Below are 17,786 nucleotides of genomic sequence, written 5' to 3'. Positions count from 1 at the left end.
ATTCATTTGAGTAACCGCAACGAAGGAGTCTTCGATACATCACCATCGCCAAGCCGACGCAATGCTGCGCGTGCACGCGACAACCGGGACATCACGGTGCCGATGGGGATATCGAGCAGGCCGGCCACTTCGCGATAGCTGAGCCCTTCCACTGACACCCAAAGCAACAACTGCCGCTGCTCATCGGACAAGCGCTCCAGCGCCTGCACCACCGATTGTGCAATCACTTCGCGTTCCACTGACGGCTGCTCGACCGCCGCGCCGCCACGAAAAAGTTCCAGCATGCTGGCGTAGCGGCTCGCACGCCGCTTGCTGTCCAGGAATTGGCGATACGCGATAGCAAATAGCCACGGGCGCAGCGCGGTGTTATCACGCCGGCTGCCCCAGCGCGATATTGCCCGTTCCAGCGTGGACTGGACCAGGTCGTCGGCGCTGCTGGCATCGCGGGTCAGCCATCGCGCAAACCGTTGCAACCGTGGCAACAGCTCGCGCAGCTGGTCGTCGATGTCGTGATCGAGCATGACCGGATCGACCTCCTGCGGTGTGACCTATACAGGGTAGACGCCGCTGGCCATCGATTATTCCCTGCGTCCTGTTTTCCACAGGGGCAGCCCTGTCGGTGGGCGCACGTCAGGGAATAAACCTCCGGGGCGTGCGTCTCCCTTGACGAACAAACCCTCCGATTGCCTTCACCCGCCCACAGGAATCAACATGACCTCCAACAGCAGCTTTCCGACCGCACGGCATCCGCATCTGATGCTGGCGAGCTTCGCCGCGGCCCTTGCCCTCGCCTTTGGCGTTGCCAGCGCCAATGCCGCCGAACCGCAGGACGTGTTTCCCGCATCGGTCTACGTGACATTGCAAACCAGCAACGCGGTGGAAAGCATGCCGGCGGGAGACACCTGGGGTGCGCTGACCGGCGCCCATTACAACACCATCAGCGCTGATGGCACCCGCATGCTGGTCAGCAGCAAGGATCTGCCGGAGGCCTATCTGGTGGACGCGCACAGCGGTAAGAAGCTGGCGACCTTTGAAATTGGCCCGACGCCCCAGGGCGTGGCAATCAGCCCCGATGGCCGCTGGGGACTGGCCGTCAGCGCCGGCGACGGCACGGTCGCGGCCATCGACATGAAGACCCAGAAGCTGGTCAAGTCGATCGACGTTGGCAAGGTTCCGCATAACGCGCGCTTTACCGCGGACGGCAAGCTCGCCTACGTCACCTTGCAAGGTGGTACCGGCGTGGCCGTGGTGGATATGCAGACGCTGACAAAGATCGACGAGATTCCGGTGCCGGGCATCAAGGGACCGCACAACCTTGATCTTTCCGCCGATGGAAAAACCCTGTGGGTGCGCGATCTTGTCGGCAAAGTCGCCGCAGTCGACATCACGTCCCAGAAGGTGCTGGCGGTGATCCCGGTTGGCCTGAGTCACGGCGGTATCGATGTGATTCCCGGCGGTCGTTACGTGGTCACTGGCGCGATTGCCGACCATCAGGTGGACGTGATCGATCCGGCCACGCTCAAGGTGGTCAAGCGTATCGATGTCGGCCAGGGGCCGCATGGTGTTCGTGCCAGCCATGACGGGCGTTGGGTCTACGTCGGCGTCACCGGCACCGACAAAGTCGCGGTGATCGACACCAAGACCCTGGAAGTCGTGAAGCAGGTGCCCACCCATGGCGAGTTGCCGTTCTGGATCACCGTGGTCGGCAACGACTGAGTCCGCCCGATTTTCTCCAGAGGATCACCCCATGACAGACACGTTCATTCCCGACATCTCCCGCCGCATCCTGCTCCGGAAACTGGCCGTGGCCGCCGGCGCGGCCGCCAGCCTGCCGCTGTTGGCCTGGCCCGCGTCGGCGCGCGCCGAAACGGCCGCCGACGCCGGCAAGGCGAGCAAATCGGCACTGCAATACCAGGATCATCCAAAAGGAACATCCGCGTGCGTGAATTGCGCCAACTTCGTACCGGGCAAGAACCCCAGCGCCGATGGAACCTGCATCATCGTTGCCGGCGACATCAGCCCTCAAGCCTGGTGCCTGGCATATGCGGGGAATGGTTGAGGTGAACAACGGAAGCGAAGAAGGGCCGTGCAACCTGCGTCCCGTTCTTCCAGCATCGGGTGGGGATCGAGCCCATGCCCGGCACGTAACAACGGCTTTGGCGTTGCACCACGCGTTACACTTTGTGACCCGAAAATCGCCGAAATTGACCGGACATGACCGCAACTGGGCACCCCGAGCATTCGGGTAACTCATTGGCCAGGCGCGAAAATTCGCGTTATGAGGCCTCCTTGCGTCTTTCGGTCGCCCCGATGATGGACTGGACCGACACCCATTGCCGGGTGTTCCATCGCCTGCTCGCGCCGCATGCGCGGCTGTACACCGAGATGGTCCACGCCAACGCGGTGATCCACGGCAGCAAGACCGAGGAGGGCCGTGCACGGTTGCTGGCGCTGGATCCGGTCGAGCATCCGGTCGCGCTGCAACTCGGCGGCAGTGAGCCAGCGTTGCTGGCCCAAGCGGCGCGGATCGGAGCCGATATTGGCTTCGATGAGGTCAACCTCAATTGCGGCTGTCCCTCCGACCGCGTCCAGGCCGGGCGCTTCGGCGCCTGCCTGATGCGCGAGCCGGCCTTGGTCGCCGCTTCGGTGAAGGCGATGGTTGGCGCGTGCGACGTGCCGGTGACGGTGAAGTGCCGGCTCGGAGTCGATGACGACCACGACTACGACCGCTTCCGGGCCTTCATCGACGAGGTTGCTGCGGCGGGTTGCCAGATGTTCGTGGTCCACGCACGCAATGCCTGGCTCAAGGGCCTGTCGCCAAAGGAGAACCGCGAGGTGCCGCCGCTGCGTTACGACTGGGCGTACCGGATCAAGCGCGAGCGGCCCGACCTGCAGGTGATCGTCAACGGCGGCATCAACGAGGCGACCGAGGCGGGCGCGCACCTGGACCACGTCGACGGCGCGATGCTCGGCCGCGCTGCGTATCACGATCCCTACCTGCTGCACCGGCTCGATGCCGCCTGGTTTGGCGGTGAGGTGCGCCCGCGCGCCGAGCTGTTGCGCCAGTTCCAACCCTACGTCGAGGGGCAACTTGAACGCGGTGTGTATCTCAAGCACATTACCCGCCACCTGCTTGGCCTGTTTGCCGGCCAGCGCGGTGGTCGGGCATTCCGTCAGGTGCTCAGCGAGGGCGCGCACAAGCCCGGCGCGGACTGGGGGCTGGTCGAGCGCGCACTGACGGTTACCGAGTCGTTCCAGTCCGATGCCGTCACGGCCTGCCCCTGACCCTTCCTCTATCGCCTGAACCTGCAAGGACCGCACATGCTGACCCGTGACACCGCTGCCTTTCTCGATTTCGCCCGCCGCGTCGACGCCGACTTCGGCCCCGCCACCGCGCGCGCCGCCTTCATGGTTGCGCCCGACGGGTTCCGGCTGGCCGAGCAGTCCGCCGCCGACAACCGCTACATGGCCCAGGCCGATGGATTCGACGCCGCCCGCGCCTCGGCGCAGCACCGGGACTTGCAGCGCGCGTTCGCCGACGTCATCCCGACCATCTGCTTCGCCGGTGATCCGGATACGCCGGACGCGCTGTTTCCCAACAACGTGTTCGCGACCTCGCGGCCCGAAGGTGGCACGCCGCGTTACGTGATCGGCCGCATGCGCCATCCGGTGCGCCAGCGCGAGGCGACCCGTGCCGACATCCGCGGGTTCTTCGGCGACGTGCTGGGCTATGCCGAGATCGACCTGTCGTCCCAGCCGCACCCGTGCGAGCTGACCGGCGCGCTGGTGATCGACCGCGCGCGCGGCCTTGGTTTTGCCGGTTTGTCGGAGCGTTGCGACGAGCAGGGCGCGCGGTTGATGCACGAGGCGTTGGGCTTGCGCGCGACGCTGCTGTTCGACCTGGCCGGAGGCGAGTACCACACCAACGTGGTGCTGGCGGTACTGGCCGGTCGCGCCGCGCTGATCTGTCCCAAGGGGTTTGCCGATCCGGCCGTGGTCGAGGCGATCGCCGCGTTGTATGCACCCCACGCGATCGAACTGTCGCCGGCCGAGCACGCCGCCTTTGCCGGCAATGCGATTTCACTGTCGCCTGATGCGGTCTGGATGAGCGCCGAAGCCGGTCGTTCGCTGACGGCGGGCAGCCGCGACACCTTGACCTCCGCCGGGTTCCAGGTGAGGACGGTCGAGCTGGATGCGATCGAGGCCGGCGGCGGGTCGCTGCGCTGCTGCGTGGGCGAGATTTATTGACGATGGGCCGCAATGCCCGGTGAGGCTGAACGGGACGGGGATGTGAAGAAAAAGTTCAGACCGGATTCACAGCCTCGTCACGAGAATGCAAGGTCCTCATCCAGCTGGCTGCGCCTATTGCGCGGCCCCGGAGCGTCATGTCCCGCCGCGTCGTCATCTTCGCCTCGTTGATCGCCTTCATTGCCACGGCGATGGCGGGCGGTGATGCGTTGGCGCAGCGTACCCGCGACAAGGCGCGCGAGTCGGATCGCAGTGACATACGGCGGGTCCAGATTGATCCGGTCCAGCGCGTTATCAACCGTCGCAATCACGACAACGAACGCCGCGCAGACCAGCGCGCATTGTCCGAGGCCGTGCGTCGGGTTGAGCGACGGACCGACGGCGAGGTGATCAGCGCCGAGCGGGTGCCGTACGATGGGCGTGACATCAATCGCATCAAGATCGTCGACTCCAGCGGGCGCGTCCGCGTGTATGTTGATGATCCGCGCAAACACGCCGCGCAGGACGATTGACGCCGTACACGCCACGACAACAACTGAACAGCCATCCTGCCTCGTAACGCTCCCCTGTTCAGGGCAGCCGACAGCATCCAAGGAGTAACCATGCGAATCCTGCTGGTAGAAGATGAAGCGCCGTTGCGCGAGACCTTGGCCGCGCGCCTCAAGCGCGAAGGCTATGCGGTGGATGCCGCGCAGGACGGAGAGGAGGGCCTGTACATGGGCCGCGAGGTGCCGTTCGACCTGGGCATCATCGACCTGGGCCTGCCCAGGATGTCGGGCATGGAGCTGATCAAGGCGCTGCGCGACGAGGGCAAGAAGTTCCCGGTATTGATCCTTACCGCTCGATCGAGCTGGCAGGACAAGGTCGAGGGGCTGAAGCAGGGCGCTGACGACTACCTGGTCAAGCCGTTCCATGTGGAAGAGTTGCTGGCGCGCATCAACGCGCTGGTGCGTCGTGCCGCGGGCTGGAGCAAGCCGACCCTGGAGTGTGGCCCGGTAAGCCTGGATCTTGCCGCGCAGACGGTGAGCGTGGATGAGGTCAATGTCGACCTCACCAGCTATGAGTACAAAGTGCTGGAATACTTGATGATGCATGCCGGTGAGCTGGTCTCCAAGGCTGACCTGACCGAGCACATCTACCAGCAGGACTTCGACCGCGACTCCAATGTGCTGGAAGTCTTCATCGGGCGGCTGCGCAAGAAGCTTGATCCCGAAGGCAGCCTGAAACCGATCGAGACCGTGCGCGGTCGCGGCTACCGCTTCGCCATCCCGCGCAGCGGCGAATAACCCGCGCACCGGCGGTCGCCCGCGCAAGATGAGCCGGACCCAGCCGCGTTCGCTGCAGGCACGCCAACTGTTGGCCGCCAGCCTGGGCCTGGTGGCATTCCTTGCCCTGGCGGGTGTCGCGCTTGATCGCGCGTTCCTGGAGACGGCGGAAAGCAACCTGTACCAACGCATGCGCAGTTATGCGCTGGCTTATGCCGACAGCGACTTTGCCCGCGATGGCACCTTCATCCCGCCTTACATGCCACCGGATCCGCGTTTCGAGCGTCCGGGCAGTGGCCTGTACGCGGAAGTGGTGTTGCCCAATGGGCGATGGGACTCGTCATCCTCGGTCGGTCCGATACTGCCCGACGGGGAACTGCTGGATGCGCGCCGAGAGACCTTCGAAGGGCCGCTGCAGATCACCGAGATCAATGGACAGCCGGGACAGGCGTATCGCTATGGTCGTGGCCTGATCTACGCCGGTGGCGACGATCCTCGCGCCGAGTTTCCGTACACGATCTATATCCTGGAAGACACCACCGCGTTGAGCCGCCAGGTGGAGGTGTTCCGCGAAGCCTTGTGGCGGTACCTCGGTGGGGCCGGCCTGGTCTTGCTATTGCTGCAAGGGCTGGTCCTGCGTTGGAGCCTGCATCCGCTGCGACGGGTGATCGAGGAACTCAAACGGGTCCAGCGCGGCGCCATGTCGCGCATGAGTGAGCGCCACCCGCGCGAGCTGGAGCCGCTGGCCGAGAGCATCAACGCCTTTATCGAAAGTGAGCGCGAGAACCTCGATCAGCAGCGAAATACCCTGGCCGATCTCGCCCACAGCCTCAAGACACCGCTGGCGGTGCTGCGTGCGCGGCTGGAAGACGACGCGCCGGAGACCGAGCTGCGCGAGGACGTACTCACTCAACTGCAACGGATGAACGACCTGGTCTCCTATCAGCTTGCTCGCGCCGCATCCGGTGGCCATGCGCTGTTTTCGGCGCCGTTGGACATCGAGCCGTACGCCGAGCAACTGGTGCGCAGCCTGGAAAAGGTCTACGCGCACAAAAACGTGTTGTGCGAGTTCGACATCGCCGAGGGAGTCCAGTTCAACGGCGAGCCTGGCGACCTGATGGAGTTGCTGGGCAACCTGTTGGAGAACGCATTCAAATGGGCCGGTTCACGTGTGTTGTTGACCGTCAAGGCCGGTGGGGATGCGCCCAATCGCCGCCCCGGGTTGGTGATTGCGGTGGAAGACGATGGGCCGGGGATTGCGCCGGAGCAGGTTGCGCTGGTTTTGCAGCGCGGCGTGCGCGGTGACGAGCGGGTGCAAGGCCACGGCATTGGCCTGGCCATCGTGCAGGACATCGTGCGTGCCTATCGCGGGACCCTGGACGTGGCTGAATCCGCAGAACTCGGCGGCGCCTGTTTCGAGATCCAGCTGCCTCCCCGCTTGTAGGCAAGCATGCGGTAAGCAGGCTTGCGGTAAGTCGGCATGCCGTGAACGGGTGCGTCGTGCCCCGGCGCTATCGCGCAAACGGCGACGGGCCATAGAACCGCACCAGGTGTGCGGCCACCGCCGGCATCGCACGCGCCAGGCTGGCCGGGTCACTGAAGTGGTACTCGGTTGCCACCGCGAAGAATTCTTCCGGAGCCTGCGCCGCATAGGCATCGATCGCGGTCTCCCGGCCAGCGTCGACCTGGGCGACCAATGCGTCGAAAGCGGCCTGGAAATCGCGTGCCCACTCGCGTTGCCAGCGACGCGGCAGCGGCGGGGTGCCATCAAGCACGCCGTCGAGGACATCGATCTTGTGGGCGATCTCATGCGCCGCCACGCAGTAGCCGGCGCGCGGATCGGCGCAGTCAGCCATCACGTCCGCCCACGAGAGAATTACCGGGCCGGCATCCCAGGCCTCGCCGATCAACTCGTCCTGCCATTGGTGCAAAACCCCGGCCGCGTCGATGTGGCTGCGCTCGACCCGGAACGCGTCCGGATACATGATCAGTTGCGACCAACCCTGCAGGCCTTGCTCGCCGAACTCGATCAACGGCAGGCAGCACAGCGTTGCCAGCAGGCAGCGATCCGCCGGGCCCAGTTGCAGCGTGTCAATGGGGGTGATGGTTTTGGTGCGCAGGAAGCGCGACGCCAGCTGCCGCAACCGTGCCTCGCGTGGGGCATCCAGTCCGGCCAGCCATGGCAATGCGGCGCGGGTCTCGCGCCACAAGGTGGGGTCAATCGGGTCGGCAGGGCGCCATAAGCGACGCAGCAAATTGCTCAAGGATCAACGAAACATGCCCGGCACGAAGCTGTGCAGCCGGATCGACGGCGACCGGTTGGAGGGGGTCTCGGTCTGGATGCCGGGCTTGATCTTGATGGTCTCGCTGCGGGCTGGAGTGCTGCGATGCATGGCCGGGGCGAGTTCATCGGAATGCCGGCTGATGCCGTCATCCGGGCAGCCACCACCGTCGGGCGAGCTCATCTTGACCTCGCGCGCAGCCACGGTCGAACTAATCAGAAGTAACAGTAAGCACAGGGCGATCCGCAACATCATTGGAAACCTCGGCGCAGCGGGATTTTGATCCCGTCGATCTCCGACTATAACGCGAAAACCAGCGGGGCGTAGCGCGGCTCATGCTGCGTTGCAGCACGCTGGCGATGGGGTGCCGGCGCGGCGACAGTGGTGCGCGTTCGCGCATAATCGGGCCATGTGTCCTTCCCTCCGTTCCTGTCGCCGGTCATTCGCTCTGCGGCCAAATCGCCCGGCGCCGGTGGCGCGCTGATGGACGAGCGGGCGTTGTTGAAGCGGTTGATCCAGGGGCCGGTATCGGGCGATGCGCTGGCACGCGACGGTGGCCAGACCCGCGCTGCGGTCTGGAAGCGCATTGAGGCTTTGCGCCGGGCCGGGGTGGTGATCGATGCCAAGCCGGGCCGTGGTTACCAGTTGGCCGGGCCGCTGGACCTGCTCGATAACGACGCCATCATCGCGCGGCTGTCGGCGCCGGTGCGCGCGCGAATGGCGTCGTTGGAGCTGGCCTGGACGCTGGATTCGACCAACAGCGAGTTGCTGCGCCGACCGTGCGCGGAAGAGGGCAGCGCCACCGTGTTGCTGGCCGAGCGCCAGACTGGAGGCCGAGGCCGCCGCGGGCGGGAATGGCATTCGCCGCTTGCCGCCCACCTGTATCTGTCGTTGTCGCGCAGCTTTACCGGTGGCCTGGCACGGCTTGGCGGCCTCAGCCTGGCGGCAGGGATTGCCAGTGTCGAGGCGCTGCATGGACTGGGCTTCCGTCAGGTTCGCCTGAAATGGCCCAATGACCTGGTCGTGGCGGGACCCGACGGAAGCCTGCGCAAACTGGGGGGGTTGCTGGTCGAGGGCAGCGGTGAACATGCCGGGCCGGTGCGGGCGGTGATCGGGCTGGGGCTGAACGTGCGCATGCCCGACGGCGACGCGAGCCGGATCGAACAGCCCTGGTGCGACCTGTCCCGGCTGATGTCGCAATCACCCTCGCGAAACGCCGTGGCTTCCGCACTGCTGACGGAGCTGGTGGCAACGATGGACGCCTTCGACCGTAGTGGACTGGGGCCGTTGTTGCCGCGCTACGCCGCGATGGATGCACTGGCAGGCGAAGCCATCACCTTGCGCGGCGAAGGCTGCGAGCAGACCGGCACCGCGATCGGTTTGGCGGCGGACGGTGCGTTGCGCGTACGGCTGGACGATGGCAGCGAGAAGTCTTTCCATTCCGGTGACGTCAGCGTGCGCCGGATCGGCGCCGACTGATGGTGCCAACCCCACACTCGCCGCGACGTTGGCTGTTCGACCTGGGCAACAGCCGGCTCAAGTGCGCGCCGATCGAAGACGACGGCAGTGCCGGCGAGGTCGTCGCGATCGATCATCGCAACGACAATCTGGTTGCCGAGCTGGAGCGGCGCCTGCCCTCGCACATACCGGTCGCCTACCTGGCCAGCGTCGCCCCCGACGAATTGCGGGTGACCCTGTTGCAGGCGCTGTCGTCGCGGTGTGGGCGGATATCGATCGCCCGCACCTCGCGCGGTCGGCATGGGCTTCGAGTGGCCTACGCGGATCCCTCGCGGTTGGGCGTGGACCGGTTCCTGGCCATGCTCGCCACGCATGCCCGCGGCGATGGTGCGGCGTTGGTGTGCGCGGTCGGTACCGCCTTGACCATCGACCTGATGGATGCCGAGGGGCTGCATCGCGGGGGCCGCATTGCCGCCTCGCCGAGCTTGATGCGCGAGGCCCTGCACGGGCGGGCGCGGCAGTTGCCGGAGACGGGCGGGAATTATCTCGAGTTCGCCGACGACACCCTCGACGCGCTGGTTTCCGGTTGCGAGGGCGCGGCGTTGGGGCTGATCGAGCGCAGCCTGGCCCTGGCCCGTGAGCAGTTGGACGTCGCTCCCACTTTGTACCTGCACGGCGGCGGTGCGCCGGCATTGTTGCCGCGACTGCCGCAGGCGCGTTGGGTGCCACGGCTGGTACTGGACGGGCTTGCCCATTGGGCGCGGGTCGAGGATCCCGCCTGACCTCGCGCTGCGGCAAGGGATCGATACAATCGGCGGATGCTGATTCGCGCCCTTGTCGTCCTTCTGGTGGTCCTCAACCTTGGCGTCGCCCTGTGGTGGGCGCTGCGTGTGCCCGCGCCCGCCGACGCGCCTGCCATTGCGGACGGTGTCGCCCGTTTGCAACTGGTGACGGAGACACGGGCCGATCCAGCGATAGTCCCGGCGGCCTCGTCCACGCCAGCGGAGCAGGTCCAGGCCGAGCCCAGCCAATGCTTTCGCTTTGGCCCGTTCGCCGATGCCGCGGCGGCCAGGCAGGCGCAGCTTCGCCTGCAACCGCAGCTGTTGCGTGCCAGTATCCGCAGCTTGTCTGCGGGCACTCCACGCAGCTGGCAGGTGCTGCTGCCACCATTGCCGAGCCGGGATGAAGCGCAGGACACCGCCAAGCGCGTGCTGGCCGCCGGATTCAAGGACTACTACGTGATCGGTGACGGTGGCCAGGCCAATGCCATCTCGCTGGGATTGTTCGGCGGCGAGTCTTCGGCGCGCCAGCACGCCGCCAGCTTGGCCGCCGCCGGGTTTCCCGCGCGTGTCATCCCCATCGGCGCGGGACCGGCTGAGCACTGGTTGGACGCAGGGGCCGGAGAAGAATTTGATCCCGCCGACGCACAGGCATCGATCAACGGATCCCGCGCCAAGCCGATCGACTGCGAGGTGTTTGATGCCGACCTGCCGGCGGTATCGTCGGCCACGGATCAACCGACCCCGCCGCCGCGTTAGAATGACCGATTCGCCGGCTTAGCTCAGTTGGTAGAGCAACCGCCTTGTAAGCGGTAGGTCGTCAGTTCGACTCTGACAGCCGGCACCAAGCTCTGGAGGCACCATGAACCGTACCTATCGACCCGTCTCGATCATCGGAGCGCCCACGGATGTCGGCGCGGGGGACCGGGGGGCCCGGTTGGGGCCGGAGGCGCTGAGGATTGCCGGGATCGGCGAGGCGCTGACGGCACGCGGAATCGACGTGCTCGACCGCGGCAACCTGGAAGGCCCGCGCAACCCGTGGCAGGGGCCGGTCAATGGTTACCGCCACCTGCCCGAAGTCACCGAATGGAACCGGCTGGTAATGGATGCGGTGCATGCCGAGCTGGCCGCTGGCCGGATGCCGATCATGCTCGGCGGCGATCACGTCCTGGGCCTGGGTTCGGTGACGGCGGTCGCGCGTCATTGCCGCGAGACCGGCAAGACCTTGCGCCTGCTCTGGCTTGACGCCCATGCCGACTTCAATACCAGCGATGTCACTCCCACCGGCAACACCCATGGCATGCCGGTGTCCTGCTTGTGTGGGTTGGGCCCGCGCGAGTTGACCCACCTGGGGGGCGATGCGCCGGCGATCCAGCCGTCGATGGTTCGCCAGATTGGCATCCGCTCCGTTGACGAAGGCGAGAAGCAACTGGTCAAGAAGCATGGCCTGGACGTCTACGACATGCGTTACATCGATGAGGTCGGGATGAAGCAGGTCATGGAGGAGGCGCTGGACGGGATGGACGACAACACCCACCTGCACGTCAGCTTCGATGTGGACTTCCTCGACCCCAGCGTCGCGCCTGGCGTGGGCACCACCGTGCCGGGTGGCCCGACCTACCGCGAGGCGCAACTGGTGATGGAGATGATTGCCGACAGTGGACGCATGGCATCGCTGGACATCGTGGAACTCAACCCGATCCTGGACCGGAACAACATGACTGCGCTGGTCGCCGTCGACCTGGTGGAAAGCCTGTTTGGCAAATCCACCCTGATGCGCGGCTAAGGGAGAGCGGGCCGGGTTTTCTGAACGGTTACCGCAGCGGCCGCTGTTGGATTGGTCGCCGTCCCCTTGCGATGCACGCTGGCTTCACATGCCTTCGCGATGATGGTTCCACGGCTGCAGGCAACGAGCGCGGCCAAATATGTAACTTGATCATCTGTCCCGAGGAGAAAACCCATGAAGCGATTGATTGCATTGATGTTGTTGTCCCTGTTTTCTATGGGCACCCTGACCGCCTGCCACACGGTGGCCGGTGTGGGTGAAGACGTGCAGAAGGCCGGCAGTGCGATCGAAGATGAGGCGGAAGGCCACATCGATTGTGATACCTCGACAGAGTGCTGATCGGTCGATTCGATTAGCAGGTTCGCTGCAAAAAGCCGGAGCAATCCGGCTTTTTGCATTTGCGGCAACGCGAGTTTCCACCGACGCCCCGCGCTCGTCATCAGCTGCTAACGCAATCGTGACGCGGGTTGAACGGGCCGACGACGATACTGGTCTCGCAGTGCAAAGGCGCTGTTAGTTCCCCCTCCCCCAACACGAGGACGACTCTATGAACAAGGACATCATCTCCGGCAAGTGGACCCAGCTCAAAGGCAAGGCGCAAGCCAAGTGGGGCGACCTGACCGACGATGTTTTTGACGTCTCCGAAGGCAACGCCGAATACCTGTCGGGCAAGTTGCAGGAGCAATACGGTTATGACCGCGAACGTGCGGACCAGGAAGTGAAGGACTTCAGCCAGACCCTGGGCTGATCGACGCGGGTGCCACGGTGGGATGAGAGCCGTGGCAGGTACAAACGGGCCGGGAAACCGGCCCGTTTCTCGTTGCGTTGCGTTGGCGCGTGGGTGCGGGTGGCAGCCGGTAAAAACCTGCTGCGGGTAAACTGGTCGGCCGTACTCCAAGTCGACTCACCATGCAGCACACTCGCGTCCTCACCGGCATCACCACTTCTGGCACGCCGCACCTGGGCAACTACGTTGGCGCGATCCGCCCCGCTGTTGCTGCCAGCCGTATCGCCGGGGTGGAAAGCTTCTACTTCCTTGCCGACTACCACGCCCTGATCAAGGTGCAGGATCCGGCGCGGGTGCAGCGCTCGACCCTGGAGATCGCCGCGACCTGGCTGGCGTGTGGCCTGGAGCCGGACAAGGTCTGGTTCTACCGCCAATCCGACGTGCCCGAAACCACCGAGTTGACTTGGCTGCTGACCTGCGTTGCCGGCAAGGGGCTGCTCAACCGTGCCCACGCTTACAAGGCCTCGGTCGACAAGAACCGGGAGACCGGTGAGGACGACGATGCCGGGATCACCGCCGGCTTGTTCATGTACCCGGTGCTGATGGCGGCCGATATCCTGCTGTTCAACGCGCACAAGGTGCCGGTCGGCCGCGACCAGATCCAGCACATCGAGATGGCGCGCGACATCGGCCAGCGATTCAACCATCTATATGGCGCGCCGGTGGGTCGCGAGTATTTCACCCTGCCCGAGGCGCAGATCGATGAGCAAGTAGCGACCCTGCCCGGCCTCGATGGCCGCAAGATGAGTAAGAGCTACGACAACACGATTCCGTTGTTCACCCCGCGCGCGCAATTGAAGAAACTGATCTATTCGATCGTCACCGATTCGCGCGCACCCGGTGAGCCCAAGAATGCCGACGATTCCAATGTGTTCCAGCTGTACCAGGCGTTTGCCTCCGCCGCGGAAACCGAGGCGATGCGCCAGGCGTTTCGCGACGGCATTGCGTGGGGCGAGGCCAAGCAGGCGTTGTTCGAGCGTATCGATGCCGAGGTGGCGCCGCTGCGGGAGAAATACGAGGTACTGATGGCCCGGCCGGCGGAGATCGAGGCGATCCTGCGCGATGGAGCGACGCGCCTGCGAGCGGAGCGCGCCGTGCCGGCACTGGCAACCCTGCGCGAGGCGGTCGGTTTACGTGACCTGTCAAAGGCGTCTGCCGAAGCCGTCGGCAAGCTCGCGGTGAAGGGCGTGCTGCCGTCGCTCAAGCAGTATCGCGAAGGCGATGGCAAGTTTTATTTCAAGCTGGTCGATGGCGACCGCGTGCTGCTGCAAAGCGCGGGTTTCGATTCGCCGAAGGGCGCCGGGCAGTGTATTGCCGTGCTCAAGCGCGAAGGTTTCGCGGCGGCCGATGCAACCTTGATGCTGGGCGATGGTGTGACGGTTGACGAGGTCAGGGCCACGCTCGGTGAGATTGCCGAGGCCGAAGCGGCCAAGGCCGCTGCCAAGCGCGTCTAGCGCATCTGATCCGAGTTGGCGCCGGGCCCGCCGACAGGCAGGCCCGGTGCACATGCCTCAGTTCGGCGCGGACAGGTCGTCCAGCAGTGCCTTCAGGAACCGCGCCGCTTCGCCGCCGGTGGCCGCGCGGTGATCGAAGGTCAGCGAGATCGGCATCCGGCGATGAACCTCGATGCCACCCATCACCGCGACCACGTCATGGGAGAGCTTGCCGGCACCGACGATTGCGACAGTCGGCGGCACCACCACCGGCGTCGCGTAACGGCCGGCGAACATGCCGAAGTTGGACAGCGAGATGGTGTAGCCGGACAGTTCGCTGGCCGGGATCGAGCGATCCTCGACCTGCGCGCGCAGGCGCTTGATGGCGCCACGCACGCCGGTCGCATCGAGCATGTCGGCATTGCGCAACGCCGGCACGAACAAGCCGTCATCGGTGTCCACCGCGATGCCGATATCGACATGCGGGTGCATCGTGCGCACCAGCTTGTCGCCGTCGAACCAGGCGTTGAGCGCCGGCACCGCCTTGCACGCGGCCACGATCGAGCGGATCAGCCGCGCGGTGATGTCCTGCTTGCCGATCCAGGCGTGCAGGTCGGCGTCGTCGACCAGCGTGGTTGGCACCACCTTGGCGTGGGCGTCGGCCATGACCCGGGCCATGTTGCGGCGCACGCCCTTGAGCTGCTCGGGCTGGCCACTGGCAGGCACGCCCGGTGGCTGGGTGCGCATCGGCTTGCCGGCCTGCGACAGGGTGCTGCGTTGCGCCGGCGCGGCGGACGGTGCCGGCGCGCGATCGGCGGCACGCGCCACCGGGGCGGCACCGAGCTTGGCCGAACCATCGGCGGCCGCCTGCTTGACGTCGCCCATGGTGATCACGTCATCGGCGCCGGTGGCGGTGACCCGTGACAGGTCAACCTTGAGCTTGCGCGCCAGGGCGCGAACCGCCGGCATCGCCTTGACCCCGCCGGCGTTGCTGGCCTGCTCGCTACGGACCGTGTCGGAGGATTGCATCGCACCGACCACGGTACCGCTGTCCTTGCGCGGCTCGCCCTTGGGGGCCTCGCCGTTCTCCTCGATGGCGCCGCCTTCGTCGGAGGCGACCACGCGGTCGTCCGGCGCCGGATCCGGGCTGCCGACGCTCGTGTCGGGTTGCGCACCACCGTGGCCATGGCCGGTGTCCTGGCCCGCCGCGCGCTGTGGCATCGAGGGGTCAACCTCGAACTGCGCCAGCATCGCGCCGGTGATGATCACGTCGCCAGCCGCGCCGGCCAGCTTCAGTACCTTGCCGGAGACCGGCGAGGGCACCTCGACGATTGCCTTGGCGGTTTCCATCGACACCAGGGCGTCATCCAGGCGGATCGTGTCGCCGACCTTGACCGACCACTCCACGATGGTGGCGTCAGGTAGGCCTTCACCGAGGTCTGGCAGGTAGAACGTGTTCTGTGCGGTCATGAGCATTGTCTTCGTCAAGAATGATCGTCTATTCCCGCGGACGCGGGAATCCCAGTGTCTCGTTTGCCTCAGCCCGCAGCCATGGCGCGCTTCGCCGCCTCGACCACGCGAGCAACGCTGGGCAGGTACTTCATTTCCAGCCGGAACAGCGGGATATGGGTGTCATAGCCGGTGACGCGCTCGACCGGGGCGACCAGGTCGTACATCGACTCCTCCGCCAGGCGGGCGGCGATCTCTGCGCCAAAACCGGCGGTCTTCGGGGCTTCGTGCACGATCACGCAGCGACCGGTCTTGCTGACCGACTCGGCAATCGTGGCGAAGTCCAGCGGACGCAGGGTGGCGACGTCGATGACTTCGGCGCTGATGCCTTCTTCGGCCAGCTTGTCGGCGGCCTCCAGGGCCTCCTTGACCTGCGCGCCCCAGGTCACCAGGGTCACGTCGGTGCCGTCGCGCAGCACGTAGCACACGTCCAGCGGCAGCGCCTCGCCGTCGTCGGGCACCAGCTCCTTGTACTGCCGGTAGATGCGCTTGGGCTCGAAGAAGATCACCGGATCGGGCTCGCGGATCGCCGCCAGCAACATGCCGTAGGCACGCTGCGGCGAGGACGGCATGACCACGCGCAGGCCGGGCACGTTGGTGAAGATCGACTCGTTGGCCTCGCTGTGGTGCTCCGGCGCGCGGATGCCGCCGCCCCACGGCACCCGCAGCACCATCGGGCATGACAACCGGCCGCGGGTGCGGTAACGCATGCGCGCGGCGTGGCAGACGATGAAGTCGACCATCGGGTACATGAAGCCGTCGAACTGGGCCTCGGCCACCGGCTTCATGCCCTGGCTGGCCATGCCGACGGTGAGGCCGGCAATGGTGGTCTCGTCCAGCGGGGTGTCGATGATCCGCTCGGAGCCGAATTGCGCGTGCAGGCCGGCAGTGGCACGGAACACGCCGCCGTTGACACCGACGTCCTCGCCCAGCACCACGACGGCGTCGTCGGCACGGATCTCGTAGGCCAGCGCCTGGGTGATCGCCTCGATCAGGGTGATGGCGGCAGCGGTCTTGGGCGCTTGGGCGGCGTTGGTGGCCGGTTTGGTGGTGGTGCTCATGCGCGGCCCTCCCGGTCGATGGCTTGTTGGCGTTGTTCCAGCAGGTCGGCCGGTGGATCGGCGTAGAGATAGTCGAACATGGCTTCCACCGGCTGCACCGGGGTCTCCAGATAGGCGTTGATCTCGATGTCGACCAACCGTCCGCACTCCTCGATCCAGGCGGCTTCCTCGGCCTCCGACCACAGGCCCTGGTCGGTGAGGTAGGTCCGCAGGCGCAGCATCGGCTCGCGGGTCCAGCCGGCCTTGACCTCGGCGGCGTCGCGGTAGCGGGTCGCATCGTCGGCGGTGGTGTGGTCGTGCAGGCGGTAGGTCATGAACTCGATCACGCTGCCGCCGCCACCGCTGCGGGCGCGCTCGGTGGCCCGGCGCATGGCTTCCAGCACCGCGATCAGGTCGTTGCCGTCCACTTGCAGGCAATGCAGGCCGCCGGCGATACCCTTCTGGGCCAGCGTTTCCGCGCCGGTCTGGGAGCTGCGAGGTACCGAGATCGCCCAACCGTTGTTGATCACGCACAACACCAGCGGCGACTTGAATGCGCCGGCCGAGTTCAACGCGGCGTAGAAGTCGGTCTTCGACGAGCCGCCATCGCCGCAGCAGGCCACCGCGACGCGGTCGAGTTTGCGCAGCTTGAACGACAGTGCCGCGCCGGCCGCCATCAGGCACTGGGTCGAGATCGGCACGCACCACGGATAGTCGTGCGGGGCGTGGGCAAAGTCGTTGCCGCGCTCATCGCCACCCCAGTACAGCAACACCTCGCGCGGCTGTACGCCGCGCATGAACTGCGCGCCGTACTCGCGGTAGCTGGGAGCGAACACGTCTTCGGGGCGCATCGAAGCGCCGATGCCGACATGGGTCGCTTCATGCCCAAGGCTGGCGGCATAGGTGCCCAGCTTGCCGGTGCGCTGCAGCTTGATCGACTTGCTGTCGAAGGTGCGCACGAACAGCATCTGCTTGAACAATGGCAGCAGCACCTTGGGATCGCGAAACGCCTCGGGCAGCTCGCCGACGAGCTTGCCGTCCTCGCCAAGGTATTGCAGGTACTCGATTTCAAATGTCGCAGCGACCGTCATTACATGCTTCCCGGGACCATACGAAGGGCGCCAATCATACCCGGCCCGGTGAAAAAAGCCGTTGTGTGGTGCGGCAAGCGGGGTCAGGGCGTGGAGGTTGGGGCAGGC

At 65.8% G+C, this 17,786-nt stretch carries 20 protein-coding genes and 1 tRNA gene; 15 read left to right on the top strand and 6 right to left on the bottom strand.

Annotated features, from left to right (window positions below; translation table 11 throughout):
- Nucleotides 1-2: 2 nt before the first annotated feature.
- On the bottom strand, nt 3-521 hold the full coding sequence (locus ACW5DN_RS09845) for an RNA polymerase sigma factor (protein ID WP_456962498.1): 519 nt from the start codon (nt 519-521) through the stop codon (nt 3-5).
- Nucleotides 522-711: 190 nt separating this feature from the next.
- On the opposite strand from ACW5DN_RS09845, the gene ACW5DN_RS09840 reads away from it, so the two are divergent.
- The 7 genes from ACW5DN_RS09840 to ACW5DN_RS09810 all read left to right on the top strand — a co-directional run bounded on the left by ACW5DN_RS09840 (nt 712) and on the right by ACW5DN_RS09810 (nt 6,957).
- A complete protein-coding gene (locus tag ACW5DN_RS09840) occupies nt 712-1,716 on the top strand; it encodes a YncE family protein (protein ID WP_456962497.1) in 1,005 nt (334 codons plus the stop codon).
- Nucleotides 1,717-1,747: 31 nt separating this feature from the next.
- Nucleotides 1,748-2,059 carry a high-potential iron-sulfur protein gene (locus ACW5DN_RS09835; RefSeq protein WP_456962496.1) on the top strand — a complete coding sequence of 104 codons (312 nt, stop codon included), beginning with the start codon at nt 1,748-1,750 and terminating at the stop codon, nt 2,057-2,059.
- Nucleotides 2,060-2,214: 155 nt separating this feature from the next.
- Complete coding sequence (dusA, locus tag ACW5DN_RS09830; RefSeq protein ID WP_456962495.1) at nt 2,215-3,285, top strand: tRNA dihydrouridine(20/20a) synthase DusA; 1,071 nt, start codon at nt 2,215-2,217, stop codon at nt 3,283-3,285.
- A 36-nt stretch (nt 3,286-3,321) separates the two neighbouring features.
- Complete coding sequence (locus tag ACW5DN_RS09825; RefSeq protein ID WP_456962494.1) at nt 3,322-4,248, top strand: arginine deiminase-related protein; 927 nt, start codon at nt 3,322-3,324, stop codon at nt 4,246-4,248.
- 137 nt (nt 4,249-4,385) lie between these two features.
- Complete coding sequence (locus tag ACW5DN_RS09820; RefSeq protein WP_456962493.1) at nt 4,386-4,760, top strand: PepSY domain-containing protein; 375 nt, start codon at nt 4,386-4,388, stop codon at nt 4,758-4,760.
- 90 nt (nt 4,761-4,850) lie between these two features.
- Nucleotides 4,851-5,534 (top strand): response regulator transcription factor, encoded by a 684-nt coding sequence (locus ACW5DN_RS09815; RefSeq protein WP_456962492.1) that lies wholly within the window; start codon nt 4,851-4,853, stop codon nt 5,532-5,534.
- Between the two features lie 28 nt (nt 5,535-5,562).
- The gene (locus ACW5DN_RS09810) at nt 5,563-6,957 is read left to right on the top strand and encodes an ATP-binding protein (protein WP_456962491.1); all 1,395 of its coding nucleotides are present in this window, start codon (nt 5,563-5,565) and stop codon (nt 6,955-6,957) included.
- A gap of 67 nt (nt 6,958-7,024) precedes the next feature.
- On the opposite strand, the gene ACW5DN_RS09805 is transcribed toward ACW5DN_RS09810, so the two are convergent.
- Together ACW5DN_RS09805 and ACW5DN_RS09800 are read right to left on the bottom strand one after the other, a co-directional pair.
- Nucleotides 7,025-7,768 carry a M90 family metallopeptidase gene (locus tag ACW5DN_RS09805; protein WP_456963030.1) on the bottom strand — a complete coding sequence of 248 codons (744 nt, stop codon included), beginning with the start codon at nt 7,766-7,768 and terminating at the stop codon, nt 7,025-7,027.
- Between the two features lie 12 nt (nt 7,769-7,780).
- Nucleotides 7,781-7,978 carry a hypothetical protein gene (locus tag ACW5DN_RS09800; RefSeq protein ID WP_456962490.1) on the bottom strand — a complete coding sequence of 66 codons (198 nt, stop codon included), beginning with the start codon at nt 7,976-7,978 and terminating at the stop codon, nt 7,781-7,783.
- 300 nt (nt 7,979-8,278) lie between these two features.
- On the opposite strand from ACW5DN_RS09800, the gene birA reads away from it, so the two are divergent.
- The 8 genes from birA (at nt 8,279) to ACW5DN_RS09760 (ending at nt 14,059) form a co-directional block, all read left to right on the top strand.
- Nucleotides 8,279-9,274 carry a bifunctional biotin--[acetyl-CoA-carboxylase] ligase/biotin operon repressor BirA gene (gene birA / locus ACW5DN_RS09795; protein ID WP_456963029.1) on the top strand — a complete coding sequence of 332 codons (996 nt, stop codon included), beginning with the start codon at nt 8,279-8,281 and terminating at the stop codon, nt 9,272-9,274.
- Nucleotides 9,274-10,035: a type III pantothenate kinase gene (locus tag ACW5DN_RS09790; protein WP_456962489.1), complete on the top strand. Its 762-nt coding sequence runs from the start codon at nt 9,274-9,276 to the stop codon at nt 10,033-10,035. The genes birA and ACW5DN_RS09790 overlap by 1 nt, the downstream gene beginning before the upstream one ends.
- A gap of 36 nt (nt 10,036-10,071) precedes the next feature.
- Entirely contained in the window at nt 10,072-10,791 is a 720-nt protein-coding gene (locus ACW5DN_RS09785; protein ID WP_456962488.1) for a hypothetical protein, read from the top strand.
- 12 nt (nt 10,792-10,803) lie between these two features.
- Nucleotides 10,804-10,879: transfer RNA gene (locus ACW5DN_RS09780), tRNA-Thr, on the top strand.
- A gap of 15 nt (nt 10,880-10,894) precedes the next feature.
- On the top strand, nt 10,895-11,818 hold the full coding sequence (rocF, locus tag ACW5DN_RS09775) for an arginase (RefSeq protein ID WP_456962487.1): 924 nt from the start codon (nt 10,895-10,897) through the stop codon (nt 11,816-11,818).
- Between the two features lie 174 nt (nt 11,819-11,992).
- Complete coding sequence (locus tag ACW5DN_RS09770; RefSeq protein WP_456962486.1) at nt 11,993-12,157, top strand: entericidin A/B family lipoprotein; 165 nt, start codon at nt 11,993-11,995, stop codon at nt 12,155-12,157.
- A 208-nt stretch (nt 12,158-12,365) separates the two neighbouring features.
- Complete coding sequence (locus tag ACW5DN_RS09765; protein ID WP_456962485.1) at nt 12,366-12,566, top strand: CsbD family protein; 201 nt, start codon at nt 12,366-12,368, stop codon at nt 12,564-12,566.
- 161 nt (nt 12,567-12,727) lie between these two features.
- Nucleotides 12,728-14,059 (top strand): tryptophan--tRNA ligase, encoded by a 1,332-nt coding sequence (locus ACW5DN_RS09760; RefSeq protein ID WP_456962484.1) that lies wholly within the window; start codon nt 12,728-12,730, stop codon nt 14,057-14,059.
- 57 nt (nt 14,060-14,116) lie between these two features.
- Here the strand turns inward: ACW5DN_RS09760 and ACW5DN_RS09755 are convergent, their stop codons facing one another.
- From ACW5DN_RS09755 to pdhA, 3 genes are all read right to left on the bottom strand, one after another.
- Nucleotides 14,117-15,508 carry a dihydrolipoamide acetyltransferase family protein gene (locus ACW5DN_RS09755; protein ID WP_456962483.1) on the bottom strand — a complete coding sequence of 464 codons (1,392 nt, stop codon included), beginning with the start codon at nt 15,506-15,508 and terminating at the stop codon, nt 14,117-14,119.
- Nucleotides 15,509-15,576: 68 nt separating this feature from the next.
- Nucleotides 15,577-16,608 carry an alpha-ketoacid dehydrogenase subunit beta gene (locus ACW5DN_RS09750; protein WP_456962482.1) on the bottom strand — a complete coding sequence of 344 codons (1,032 nt, stop codon included), beginning with the start codon at nt 16,606-16,608 and terminating at the stop codon, nt 15,577-15,579.
- Nucleotides 16,605-17,678, bottom strand: a complete 1,074-nt coding sequence (gene pdhA / locus ACW5DN_RS09745; RefSeq protein ID WP_456962481.1) for a pyruvate dehydrogenase (acetyl-transferring) E1 component subunit alpha — start codon at nt 17,676-17,678, stop codon at nt 16,605-16,607. The genes ACW5DN_RS09750 and pdhA overlap by 4 nt, the downstream gene beginning before the upstream one ends.
- Between the last annotated feature and the right edge of the window lie 108 nt (nt 17,679-17,786).

This window comes from Lysobacter sp. A289 (genome assembly GCF_054072675.1).
Note: the sequence above shows the minus strand (reverse complement) of the source record. Positions and strands in the feature narration are given on the sequence as shown.

What these genes read in the sequence shown, in the direction of transcription:
- ACW5DN_RS09845 (WP_456962498.1), bottom strand. Translation starts at nt 521, where the DNA reads ATGCTCGATCACGACATCGACGACCAGCTGCGCGAGCTGTTGCCACGG.
- ACW5DN_RS09840 (WP_456962497.1), top strand. Translation starts at nt 712, where the DNA reads ATGACCTCCAACAGCAGCTTTCCGACCGCACGGCATCCGCATCTGATG.
- ACW5DN_RS09835 (WP_456962496.1), top strand. Translation starts at nt 1,748, where the DNA reads ATGACAGACACGTTCATTCCCGACATCTCCCGCCGCATCCTGCTCCGG.
- dusA (WP_456962495.1), top strand. Translation starts at nt 2,215, where the DNA reads ATGACCGCAACTGGGCACCCCGAGCATTCGGGTAACTCATTGGCCAGG.
- ACW5DN_RS09825 (WP_456962494.1), top strand. Translation starts at nt 3,322, where the DNA reads ATGCTGACCCGTGACACCGCTGCCTTTCTCGATTTCGCCCGCCGCGTC.
- ACW5DN_RS09820 (WP_456962493.1), top strand. Translation starts at nt 4,386, where the DNA reads ATGTCCCGCCGCGTCGTCATCTTCGCCTCGTTGATCGCCTTCATTGCC.
- ACW5DN_RS09815 (WP_456962492.1), top strand. Translation starts at nt 4,851, where the DNA reads ATGCGAATCCTGCTGGTAGAAGATGAAGCGCCGTTGCGCGAGACCTTG.
- ACW5DN_RS09810 (WP_456962491.1), top strand. Translation starts at nt 5,563, where the DNA reads ATGAGCCGGACCCAGCCGCGTTCGCTGCAGGCACGCCAACTGTTGGCC.
- ACW5DN_RS09800 (WP_456962490.1), bottom strand. Translation starts at nt 7,978, where the DNA reads ATGAGCTCGCCCGACGGTGGTGGCTGCCCGGATGACGGCATCAGCCGG.
- birA (WP_456963029.1), top strand. Translation starts at nt 8,279, where the DNA reads ATGGACGAGCGGGCGTTGTTGAAGCGGTTGATCCAGGGGCCGGTATCG.
- ACW5DN_RS09790 (WP_456962489.1), top strand. Translation starts at nt 9,274, where the DNA reads ATGGTGCCAACCCCACACTCGCCGCGACGTTGGCTGTTCGACCTGGGC.
- ACW5DN_RS09785 (WP_456962488.1), top strand. Translation starts at nt 10,072, where the DNA reads ATGCTGATTCGCGCCCTTGTCGTCCTTCTGGTGGTCCTCAACCTTGGC.
- rocF (WP_456962487.1), top strand. Translation starts at nt 10,895, where the DNA reads ATGAACCGTACCTATCGACCCGTCTCGATCATCGGAGCGCCCACGGAT.
- ACW5DN_RS09770 (WP_456962486.1), top strand. Translation starts at nt 11,993, where the DNA reads ATGAAGCGATTGATTGCATTGATGTTGTTGTCCCTGTTTTCTATGGGC.
- ACW5DN_RS09765 (WP_456962485.1), top strand. Translation starts at nt 12,366, where the DNA reads ATGAACAAGGACATCATCTCCGGCAAGTGGACCCAGCTCAAAGGCAAG.
- ACW5DN_RS09760 (WP_456962484.1), top strand. Translation starts at nt 12,728, where the DNA reads ATGCAGCACACTCGCGTCCTCACCGGCATCACCACTTCTGGCACGCCG.
- ACW5DN_RS09755 (WP_456962483.1), bottom strand. Translation starts at nt 15,508, where the DNA reads ATGACCGCACAGAACACGTTCTACCTGCCAGACCTCGGTGAAGGCCTA.
- ACW5DN_RS09750 (WP_456962482.1), bottom strand. Translation starts at nt 16,608, where the DNA reads ATGAGCACCACCACCAAACCGGCCACCAACGCCGCCCAAGCGCCCAAG.
- pdhA (WP_456962481.1), bottom strand. Translation starts at nt 17,678, where the DNA reads ATGACGGTCGCTGCGACATTTGAAATCGAGTACCTGCAATACCTTGGC.